Annotated in this window: 14 protein-coding genes; 9 read left to right on the forward strand and 5 right to left on the reverse strand. The window is 37.0% G+C overall.

Features of this window, described 5'->3' with window-relative positions:
• Positions 1–221 precede the first annotated feature (221 nt).
• The 4 genes from RTR43_RS24935 to pssA all read right to left on the reverse strand — a co-directional run bounded on the left by RTR43_RS24935 (position 222) and on the right by pssA (position 3,561).
• Positions 222–938, reverse strand: a complete 717-nt coding sequence (locus RTR43_RS24935) for a hypothetical protein (RefSeq protein WP_312476622.1) — start codon at positions 936–938, stop codon at positions 222–224.
• Entirely contained in the window at positions 919–1,485 is a 567-nt protein-coding gene (locus RTR43_RS24940; protein WP_312476625.1) for a sigma-70 family RNA polymerase sigma factor, read from the reverse strand. Before RTR43_RS24940 ends, RTR43_RS24935 begins: the two co-directional genes overlap by 20 nt.
• Before the next feature lie 478 nt (positions 1,486–1,963).
• The gene (sigK, locus tag RTR43_RS24945; protein ID WP_066090313.1) at positions 1,964–2,680 is read right to left on the reverse strand and encodes an RNA polymerase sporulation sigma factor SigK; all 717 of its coding nucleotides are present in this window, start codon (positions 2,678–2,680) and stop codon (positions 1,964–1,966) included.
• Between the two features lie 341 nt (positions 2,681–3,021).
• Complete coding sequence (gene pssA / locus RTR43_RS24950; protein ID WP_312476632.1) at positions 3,022–3,561, reverse strand: CDP-diacylglycerol--serine O-phosphatidyltransferase; 540 nt, start codon at positions 3,559–3,561, stop codon at positions 3,022–3,024.
• Between the two features lie 121 nt (positions 3,562–3,682).
• On the opposite strand from pssA, the gene RTR43_RS24955 reads away from it, so the two are divergent.
• Entirely contained in the window at positions 3,683–4,465 is a 783-nt protein-coding gene (locus tag RTR43_RS24955; protein ID WP_312476635.1) for a phosphatidylserine decarboxylase, read from the forward strand.
• 85 nt (positions 4,466–4,550) lie between these two features.
• Here RTR43_RS24955 and RTR43_RS24960 read toward each other — a convergent pair whose 3' ends face one another.
• The gene (locus tag RTR43_RS24960; RefSeq protein WP_312476637.1) at positions 4,551–4,691 is read right to left on the reverse strand and encodes a sporulation histidine kinase inhibitor Sda; all 141 of its coding nucleotides are present in this window, start codon (positions 4,689–4,691) and stop codon (positions 4,551–4,553) included.
• Positions 4,692–5,168: 477 nt separating this feature from the next.
• Here RTR43_RS24960 and RTR43_RS24965 point away from each other — a divergent pair, with 477 nt between their 5' ends.
• From RTR43_RS24965 to RTR43_RS25000, 8 genes are read left to right on the forward strand one after another with little or no spacing between them, the layout of a single operon-like run.
• A complete protein-coding gene (locus RTR43_RS24965; RefSeq protein WP_248735747.1) occupies positions 5,169–5,684 on the forward strand; it encodes a YqeG family HAD IIIA-type phosphatase in 516 nt (171 codons plus the stop codon).
• Between the two features lie 3 nt (positions 5,685–5,687).
• Positions 5,688–6,794, forward strand: coding sequence for a ribosome biogenesis GTPase YqeH (yqeH, locus tag RTR43_RS24970; protein ID WP_312476641.1), 1,107 nt, complete (start codon positions 5,688–5,690; stop codon positions 6,792–6,794).
• Positions 6,795–6,825: 31 nt separating this feature from the next.
• On the forward strand, positions 6,826–7,659 hold the full coding sequence (aroE, locus tag RTR43_RS24975) for a shikimate dehydrogenase (RefSeq protein ID WP_312476644.1): 834 nt from the start codon (positions 6,826–6,828) through the stop codon (positions 7,657–7,659).
• Complete coding sequence (gene yhbY / locus RTR43_RS24980; protein ID WP_312476647.1) at positions 7,659–7,949, forward strand: ribosome assembly RNA-binding protein YhbY; 291 nt, start codon at positions 7,659–7,661, stop codon at positions 7,947–7,949. The genes aroE and yhbY overlap by 1 nt, the downstream gene beginning before the upstream one ends.
• Before the next feature lie 27 nt (positions 7,950–7,976).
• Positions 7,977–8,546, forward strand: coding sequence for a nicotinate-nucleotide adenylyltransferase (locus RTR43_RS24985; protein WP_312476650.1), 570 nt, complete (start codon positions 7,977–7,979; stop codon positions 8,544–8,546).
• Positions 8,536–9,102 carry a bis(5'-nucleosyl)-tetraphosphatase (symmetrical) YqeK gene (gene yqeK / locus RTR43_RS24990; RefSeq protein WP_312476653.1) on the forward strand — a complete coding sequence of 189 codons (567 nt, stop codon included), beginning with the start codon at positions 8,536–8,538 and terminating at the stop codon, positions 9,100–9,102. Before RTR43_RS24985 ends, yqeK begins: the two co-directional genes overlap by 11 nt.
• A gap of 3 nt (positions 9,103–9,105) precedes the next feature.
• On the forward strand, positions 9,106–9,462 hold the full coding sequence (gene rsfS, locus RTR43_RS24995) for a ribosome silencing factor (RefSeq protein WP_312476655.1): 357 nt from the start codon (positions 9,106–9,108) through the stop codon (positions 9,460–9,462).
• Positions 9,459–10,214 (forward strand): class I SAM-dependent DNA methyltransferase, encoded by a 756-nt coding sequence (locus tag RTR43_RS25000; RefSeq protein ID WP_312476658.1) that lies wholly within the window; start codon positions 9,459–9,461, stop codon positions 10,212–10,214. The genes rsfS and RTR43_RS25000 overlap by 4 nt, the downstream gene beginning before the upstream one ends.
• Positions 10,215–10,341: the final 127 nt, after the last annotated feature.

Below are 10,341 nucleotides of genomic sequence, written 5' to 3' on the forward strand. Positions count from 1 at the left end.
GTTAGGAAGTGTCAATACTGATACTGACCTTAAGCCAGTCAACAGTAATCCATAGACTTTTTTAATTATCGCTCTCCTCTTTTTTTAACGATTGAGCAGGGTCTTTTTAAGTATTGTCATTTTTCTTTCTTGAAGAAACTTACTTTCATAGTAGTTTGCCGAAACAGCAGTCCAATTGTTGTTTTACTAAAGCACCTGTTAGTGAAAAACGAAGTCATTGTTCAATTGCTCGTTCTCAAAATATCCGATAATTGTGATTCCACGTATCGAAATCCCTGGATTTTCCCTTTTTCTTTTGTAGAAAAAAGGACTTCCCCTTCTACACTTGCAGTTTTTTCTTCATCTCCATTTTTCTGACAACCGACCGTTGCTATGAAGGTATAACGATATGAAGTATTCTCCCATTGCTCAATCGTGATATTCTTAAGACTTAACTTATAGCCATTATAGTAAGCTGAAGATGGGTATCCAGTACCAAATGCACCTATGAAGGAAATGAACCCAGATTCTGTAAAGTAAGGTCCGTATACCTTTGCATAATACTTACCTAACTCTTGGATATCTTCTTTTTTATTCAGCTCCATAAACTCCTCATCTGGACCAGTAAACTGATGCTCAAGAACTTTTTTTATTGCTGTCTTATGCACCCAGTTATCTTCATTATTCCTTTGTTCTTCTGTTTTGGTTCCATTTCTTTGTTCTAATTGTGATGGTTTATCAGAGGAATTTATGTTCTTTTTTGTTATATCTGTAATAAATATTATGCAGCCTATGAATAATGTCACCGTTAAGAGCTTAGGAAACCACTCTAATCTGTTTTTCTTATGCGGATGCTTTATGGTACTTCTTATTTTCACCATATGTTCTTCCGAAAAATGGTTTCCCTTATATACAGTATCATCCATTGCTCTTTTAAGGTTACTCAATTGTTCTTCCATAAAGTTCACTTCCACCTAATAGTTTTTTTACCAATATCCGACCCCTCTTTAATCTTGTTTTTACTGTATTTTCATTAATGGCTAAAAGTTCAGCAATTTCGGTAATAGTCATCTCTTCATAATAGAAAAAGATAATTACTTCTCGATATTTTACTGGCAAGGAGAGGACTGTTTGAGAAAGCTTTTCTTTTTCGCTTTTCAACACCAACCTCATTTCTGGAGACAAATCCTTATTAATAAAGTGTTTGAGTAAGTTATTGTTAAAATAGTATCTTTTTAGAAATGAGCTTTTTAGCATATCTTTACAGCGATTAATGGTGATACGATAAATCCAAGGTTTGAAATAGTGTATTTCAGATGCTTTATAATATTGGTTATAACAAGTAACAAAAACTTCTTGGACAACATCTTGTGCCAAGCCCCAATCCTTTAAGTAACTAAACGCTAATTTCTTTAATCGTTCTCCATATTCACTCATTATTATTTCCAACCATTCATCTTGATTATTTTTGGTAAAATGATTATTTTCCGTATTTTCTTTTGCCATTTGCTCACCACCTTAATTTTCTATAGCTACAACGAGATACAGTTTTCAAAAGTTTCACTTTATTAAAAAATTAAGTTAATTTATTTCATTTTTAAGCTCTTTTAGTCCTATAAGAAAGCGATATTCTTATAGAAGTATCGCACTTGTACATTATTTTACAATTTTTACTTTATTTTAACATAAATACCCAATAGTATTTCAGGCTCAATTTCCAGTCCATTCATTTTTTAAGACGATTTGTATACCAAAATGTAACCAATATTGTAGGGGTACAACAGCCAGTGTACCCTTACAAATTGATGTCCATTTCCCTATATGATTTTTTAGAGTAAGTTCCGTGTAAATCGCTATATACCAATAAAAAATGAGTGTCAAATTCATATACAATTTGACACTCATTTTAATTATCATTTTTAATGTTTGCGATAGGTAACGGAACCCGTTAATAATCTTTCATCTCTTTTTTTTCGTCAAAATGTTAATTTTTTTTCTTCCGTTCCTTCTCGGCACGATAAAATTCGTGGAACATTTTCATCAGGGCCCGTTTCTCAATTCTTGAAACATAGCTCCGTGAAATCCCTAATTCTTTGGCAATTTCCCGCTGTGTTTTTTCCTTTTGCAAATCTAGGCCAAAGCGACCAATGATGACTTCTTTTTCCCGATTATCCAAAACTTCTATATATTTTTTTATTTTCTCAAGCTCCATGTTAAGCTGGATGGTATCAATGACATCCTCAGATTCTGATTTAAGCACATCAATCAAAGAAATTTCATTTCCCTCCTTATCCTGACCAATCGGGTCATGCAAGGAAACATCCTTTTTTGTCTTTTTGAGTGCCCGAAGATGCATGAGGATTTCATTTTCTATACAGCGAGCGGCATAGGTGGCGAGCTTTGTTCCTTTACCCTCTGAGTAGCTCTCAATGGCCTTGATTAAACCAATTGTTCCAATCGAGATTAAATCCTCGGAATCCTCGCCGGTATTTTCAAATTTTTTCACGATATGTGCAACAAGTCGTAAATTGTGTTCAATTAACATATTACGCGCGTGTGAATCCCCTTCTGCCATTAACCGTAAGTACTTTCTTTCTTCTGCAGCAGATAGGGGTTGCGGAAAGGCATTATTCTTTACATAGGAAACAAGGAAAAGAAATTCTTTCACTAAATAACCGAGAGCTGTTAAGATTCCAGACATATAAAGCCACCCCCGTCTTGTTTTGGACTATCGCCTATTAATCATTCCTATGAAGAAAATGGGAAATTGTGTCTGTCCAGAAAATTTAATTTTCGTGTTTTGGCAAAGGGGAGAAACTTCATAAATACATCACTATATCCAATCTGATTGAAAAATATTCATTTATTCACGCCGAATGAAGTGAAGTACAGCTCTGATCAGACCGCCTTAATTAGGTTAGTCTGGTGCTATGAATGAATGCATTTCCATAATAAATGGTGGCGTTTAACTCCATTTCCGATTTGGATGCAAAAAAAAGACCACCTGCATACCGCATAGATTGGTCGTTTTTTCTGAATAAATTATACTTTTCTGAGTTTAAAGGAACTAACCATTAGGAATGATAGAATGATGATAATGAATAAGAACGTTTGGGAAGGAACGTAGGGTATAGCCAAAAAGCTTAATGTGGCTAAGCATCCTGCAGCTGTAATGGGTAGACCGGTAAAATATCCATTGCTTTCGGTAATGTTGAACCGCGCTAATCTGAATGCACCACAGCCAATGTAGAATACAGTGAAAAATGAACCAGGCCCGCCAAATTCATTTAAAATTCCTTGATATAGTAATAGTGCAGGTGCCACTCCAAATGATATAATATCACTCATGGAATCCAATTGTTTCCCCAACTCTGATTCAATATTAAATTTTCGTGCAATCATGCCGTCAAAGCGATCCGCTAAGGCTGCTATAAAAATGAGCAGTAAGCTTAGTCTTAAATTGCCATGAAGTCCGAATACAATTGCGAATCCGCCTAATGATAAATTCAATAAAGTAATAACATTAGCTGTTTGAGATTTAAGTTTTTTAATTGTCTGATCGAGTACGTTCAATAAAAACATTCTCCACACCACTCCTTTTTTATGCTAGAAGGGAATAATTTTCCTTATTTTATATTATTTAATTCTAAGCCTTATATGTCAATTCGTAAAGAGTATTTTTACACTTTTTGGGGGTAGTTCAATGTTACAAACTTTTTATCGCCTATTAATTGAGTTAACGAATGGAAGGTGGACATCCAGCATTTTAAAGCGGTTTGCCCGTGCCCGGGTTAGTCGTTTCGTCGTCCCGTCCTTCGCCAAAATCTATCATTTGAATCAAGAAGAAATGGAGAAAAGCTTATCTGAATTTCCTACTCTTCATGATTTATTTATAAGGACGCTGAAAAAGGACGCGCGCGAAATCGATAAAAATTATGATTCTGTTGTCAGTCCTGTTGATGCGGTCATCGAGGATATTGGTCTGATAAGGGAAACAAGTGAAATTATCGTAAAGGAAAAGACGTATTCAATTGAAGAGATGCTCGGGAATCGTGAGCTGTTAACAAAATATTTAAATGGTACATATATGATTCTTTATTTAAGCCCTAGCCATTACCACCGAATTCATAGTCCAGTGGATGGAATCGTCACTAAGCAGTGGACACTTGGGAAGAAGTCATACCCGGTGAATAAATGGGGGCTAAAATATGGGGTTCGAACGCTGTCAAAGAATTATAGAGTCATGACGGAGGTCCAAACGGAATATGGGCATGTCGCAATAGTAAAGGTTGGAGCCATGTTCGTAAATTCAATTGAAACCACACATAAGGGGACAGAATTAGAAAAGGGCAGAGAGATGGCCTATTTTAGTTTTGGATCGACTGTTGTCTTATTATTTGAAAAGGATATTTTTCAAATTGATGCCACAATAAACACACCTAAAGAAATTAAGGTCGGAGAAAAAATCGGGATATTGAAAAAGTAGATAAACATTAAAGCTGGCATGGTGTTTTTTCGCGCCATGTTAGATAGACAAAAAGAAAAGCCCACTATAGGGCAGTATGGAAAAATTAGCAAGACAATTTAATTTTATTGACCAAGGAACGTCGGTTAATTTCGGACTCAATGAGCCCAATAAAATCCGGACTTAAGTTTAGTTCTCTTGCTTTAAAATATGATTCAATTAATAATTCATCTGACAGTTTCCGCACGTCAGAATCCACCTCCGATTAAAAATAAATGGTTCTATTGGCTGTCATGCAAACATAAAATAGTACGTTCAATTGGTGTACCCTAAATCTACCAAATTTATTCCTTTTGAACAATCACTCAAGTTATCCACGATTATTTGTGGATAACTTGTGAATAATTTGTTTATAAAGTCACAAAATTTAAAAGATACAATAGGTAAAATGTTAATAACGTTATCCACAGGAATGGGAAAAGTAGAGATTTGTCGAAAAATATTTTTTTTGATTAAAAAAAAGTTATATTAATTGAAAATAGGTTATTTTTTAAAATCAGAGGAAGTATTTGAATCATGTCTTTCCTAAATTTGATAAACAATAAGATGTAAGCATTAATTCTTTGAATCAAAGGTTAAAATTGGTTATGATGGTACAAGTGAAGATAGGTGCTAAAGATAAATTTAGTGCTCATATTTAGAATTATAATGAGGTGTAAGCTTAGTGTTAAAACAATTTTTACCGAATGAACATGTGAAAAGCATTCTGGATATATCTCCTGAAGAGTTAAAATCAAGAGGAGTTAAAGGAATTATTACGGATTTGGATAATACATTAGTGGAATGGGATCGCCCAACTGCCACTCCACAATTGATAAAATGGTTTGACGAAATAAAAAAACAAAATATCCTCGTTACGATTGTTTCAAATAATAATGAAGAACGAGTAAAGGCTTTTTCTGACCCGCTCGATATCCCGTTTATTTTTCGGGCACGGAAGCCGATGGGACCTGCCTTTCACAGAGCAATTTCTCAAATGGGCATTAAAAAAGAAGATGCCGTGGTTATCGGGGACCAATTATTAACTGATGTACTTGGCGGAAACCGTAGCGGATTTCATACGATCCTTGTTGTGCCGGTTGCGCAAACAGACGGTTTTTGGACAAAATTTAATCGCTTCGCGGAACGAAGAATTCTAAATTGGTTCCGAAAAAAAGGCATGCTTCAGTGGGAGGACTAATCAGTGAGTGAACAACAATATATTTGCATGGGCTGCGGTGTTCAAGTTCAAACGGTAAACCCGGAGGAAATAGGCTATGCACCAGCTTCAGCATTGGAAAAGGAAATGATTATTTGTCAAAGATGTTTTCGTCTCAAGCATTACAACGAGGTTCAAGATGTTAGTTTAACGGACGATGACTTTTTGAAAATATTAAATGAAATCGGCAGGACAGATGCCCTTGTAGTGATGATTGTTGACATCTTTGATTTTAATGGCAGTTGGCTTCCTGGGTTGCACCGCTTTGTTGGCAATAACAAAGTCTTACTTGTTGGAAATAAGGTTGATTTATTGCCAAAATCTATCAAGCATAACAAATTGATTAACTGGATGAAGCATGAAGCAAAGGAACTGGGGCTAAGACCTGAAGAAGTGTTCCTTGTCAGTGCAGCTAGAGGTTTAAATGTGAAAGAAACAGCGGCAGCCATTGATGAAATTCGGAACGGGAAAGACGTGTACGTCGTAGGCTGCACGAATGTTGGGAAATCTACTTTTATTAATAGAATCATTAAGGAAGTGACAGGGGAAGAAGATGTTATTACGACCTCCCATTTTCCAGGGACGACGCTGGATATTATTAAAATCCCGCTAGATGATGATAGGTCATTAATTGACTCACCAGGGATTATTAATCATCATCAGATGGCGCACTTTATTGATAAGAGAGATTTGAAAATTATCACACCTAAAAAAGAAATAAAGCCGAAGGTGTTTCAATTAAATGAAGGACAAACTTTATTCTTTGGGGGCCTAGCCAGATTTGACTATGTAAGCGGCGGTAGAAGATCATTTGTTTGTTATGTTTCCAATGAAATCAATATTCATAGAACGAAAATAGAAAATGCAACAGACCTGTATGAAAAGCATGTCGGGGAAATGCTGACACCGCCTCGGCAGGAACAATTAAACTCGTTTCCAGAGCTTGTGAAACAAGAATTTTTCATAAAAGAAGCGAAGACGGATATTGTTTTTTCTGGTCTTGGATGGATAACGGTAAATGAGCCGGGGGCAAAAGTGATTGCTTACGTTCCAAAAGGTGTCCAAACGTTAATTCGAAAATCATTAATATAATCGAATATTTTGTTACTGGTGGGGAGAACAAATGAAGAAGCTATTCGCTGTCCTAGGAAATCCAATCGGGCATTCTATGTCCCCGGTCATGCACAATGATTTATTTTCTTTTTTTAACATTGACGCCCACTATCTCCCTTTCCAAGTGCAGAAAGAGGATTTACTGGATGCCGTCAAAGGTTTAAAGGCGCTTGGGGCAGGTGGATTTAATGTCACGATCCCTCATAAAAGCAACATCATTCCTTTTCTTGATGGGGTAGATGAATTAGCCGCCAGTATTGGCGCCGTTAATACTGTTGTTAATGAAGATGGATGCCTGATTGGCTACAATACCGATGGTCCGGGTTTTTTAAAGGGATTACATGCTTATTTACCAGTAATAAAAGGGAAAAAGGTATTAGTGCTTGGGGCAGGTGGGGCGGCTAGAGCGATTTATTTTACTTTAGCCAAGGAAGAGCCACAAGCTGTGGATATTGCTAACCGTACCATCGAAAAAGCTTGGAGTCTTATTAAAGATTGTCCCTATTCTATTTCATCAAGTGCTTTGTCCTTAGCCGAGGCAGAAAAAAAATTAGCGGATTACGATCTTATTATTCAAACGACGATGATTGGTATGTCCCCGAAAATCGCTGAACAACCCATTTATTTGGACAATTTAAGTAAACAGACAATGGTTTGTGATATAATTTATAATCCGTTTGAAACGCAATTTTTACATGATGCAAGTAAAAAAGGTGCAAGGATTCAAAACGGACTAGATATGTTTGTGTATCAGGGAGCACTTGCTTTTGAAAAATGGACAGGTATTTTCCCTGATGTAGAAAGAATGAGAGAAAATGTGTTAGGACAACTAGGAGGAAAATAATGTTAACAGGCAAACAAAAAGGATTTTTACGCTCAAAAGCTCATCACTTAGATCCTATTTTTCAAGTAGGAAAAGGCGGCGTAAACGAGAATATGATTAAACAAATAGCCGATGCACTTGAAGCAAGAGAACTATTTAAAGTAAGTATTTTACAAAATTGTGAGGAAGATAAAACAGTAGTCGCCGAGCAGTTAGCAGATGGTGCTGGCGCTGAAATCGTTCAAATTATTGGCAACACGATTGTCCTTTATAAGGAGTCAGTCGAGAAAAAAACAATCAAACTTCCTTAATCTAATGGAGCAAAGGATGGCGAATGGATGAAAAAAGTTGGAATATTGGGCGGAACGTTTGATCCGCCGCATTACGGACATCTTTTGATTGCCAATGAAGTTCTATCCGAACTACAACTGGATGAAATTTGGTTTATGCCGAATCATGAGCCACCACACAAGAAAAAACCAGAATCGGTTAAAGATGAGAACCGACTAAAGATGTTAAAACTGGCAATCGAAGGGAATCCAGCTTTTAAGATTCAACCAATAGAACTCGAACGCGACGGACCTTCGTATACAGTTGATACCATGAAAATGATTAATGCTGAATATGTTGACTATCATTTTTTCTTTATTATTGGGGCAGATATGATCGAATATTTACCTAAATGGCACAAAATTGATGAGCTTGTCCACCTTGTTCAATTTATTGGCGTTGATAGACCGTCCTACAGCCTTCAAGCCAACTATCCTATTCTTTATGTGGACGTACCTACTTTCGATGTGTCATCGAGTATGATTAGAGATCGATTGACAAGTGGAAAGACGGTTCGTTATTTATTGCCTGATTCGGTTATCCAATATATCGAGGAGAATCAATTATATGGAACGTGAAGAGGCCTTAAAGCTTGTAAAGGAACAATTAACGGAGCATCGTTATCAGCATACGTTAGGTGTAACAGAAACAGCTATCACATTGGCTAGACAATATGGTGCAGATGAACAGAAGGCAGAACTAGCGGCGATTTTTCATGACTATGCGAAATTTCGGTCAAAGGATGAAATGAGAGAAATCATTGTCGTCCAGGGATTTCCACAGGATTTGCTTGAGTTTAATGCTGAATTATGGCATGCGCCTGTTGGAGCTTATCTAGTGGAAAAGGAAGCAGGCATCACCGACCAGGAAGTTTTGGATGCAATCCGTTACCATACATCAGGAAGAATAGGGATGACCTTACTTGAAAAAATCATCTATTTAGCTGATTATATTGAACCAGGCAGGCATTTTCCTGGAGTCGTAGAAGTTAGAGAGATGGCCAAAGAAAACTTGGATCAAGCATTAATTAAAGCGGTTCAAAATACAATTCTATTTTTACTGAAAAAGAATCAAACTGTGTATCCTGATACATTTTATACCTACAATGACCTTATTAATAAACTGGAGGCTTGATGAATGGATAATCAAGAATTACTAAAAATTGCGGTAAAAGCGGCGGACGACAAACGGGCGGAAGACATTCTGGCCCTAAACATGCAGGGAATTTCCTTAATTGCTGATTATTTTATTATTTGCCATGGTAATTCCGATAAACAAGTCCAGGCGATTGCCAGAGAAATGAAAGAAAAAGCACTGGAAAACGGCTACGATGTCAAAAGAATCGAGGGCTTCGATGAAGCTAGGTGGATATTAATTGATTTAGGCGATGTTGTTGCCCACGTCTTCCATCGTGAGGAAAGAAGCTATTACAATTTGGAGCGGTTATGGGGCGATGCACCGTTAGAAGATGTCCTTAGTGAGATAAATTCATGAGTTATCAGCAATTCGCTTACCTATATGATGAATTGATGAGGGATGCCCCTTATGGTGAGTGGGTGAAGTTTGTTAAAGAAATGCTGGTAAAATACAATATTAATGAAGCGCCACATCTGCTTGATTTAGCTTGCGGGACAGGTGAACTCTCTGTTCGTTTTGCTAAAGAAGGCTTTCAGGTTACTGGTGTGGATTTTTCAGAAGATATGCTCGCAGTAGCCCAGGCTAAAGCAGAATCCCAAGGTGAGAGAATTCCCTTTTTTCAGCAGAATATGAGGGATTTGGAAGGTCAGGGGCAATTTGATGTGATCGGCATTTTTTGTGATTCATTAAATTATCTGGAGACAGAAGAAGAAGTAATCGATACTTTTTCTTCTGTTTTTCAGCATTTGCGCAGTGGAGGGCTTTTCTTTTTTGATGTGCACTCCATCTATAAACTATCCCATGGTTTCATGAATCAAACCTTCGCTTTGAATGAGGAACAGATATCCTATATATGGAATAGTTTCCCTGGGGAGCTCCCTGACAGTGTTGAACATGAGCTAAGCTTTTTTGTTTTGGATGAACGAACAGATAAATATGACCGCTATGATGAACTCCATTTTCAGCGGACATATACAGTGCAGCAATATTCCACTTGGTTACTGGAGTCCGGTTTTGACATACTCGAGATCTGTGCTGATTTTGCACCTTCGCCGCCGCAATCCAATTCAGAGCGTATTTTCTTCGTAGTACGGAAAACGGAAAAGTAAAAAAGGCCATCTTTTAAAAAAAGATGATCTCAGATTGTCGAGAAAGGGTATATTTTTCGGCAATTTTTTTTTATAATGGATTGGCCCTGCTAACTGGCCTGTTGATTTCCGCTCCGGGCACTCGCTT

The organism is Neobacillus sp., from assembly GCF_031988165.1.
In the GTDB taxonomy this organism is placed as follows: Bacteria; Bacillota; Bacilli; order Bacillales; family Cytobacillaceae; genus Neobacillus; species Neobacillus rhizosphaerae.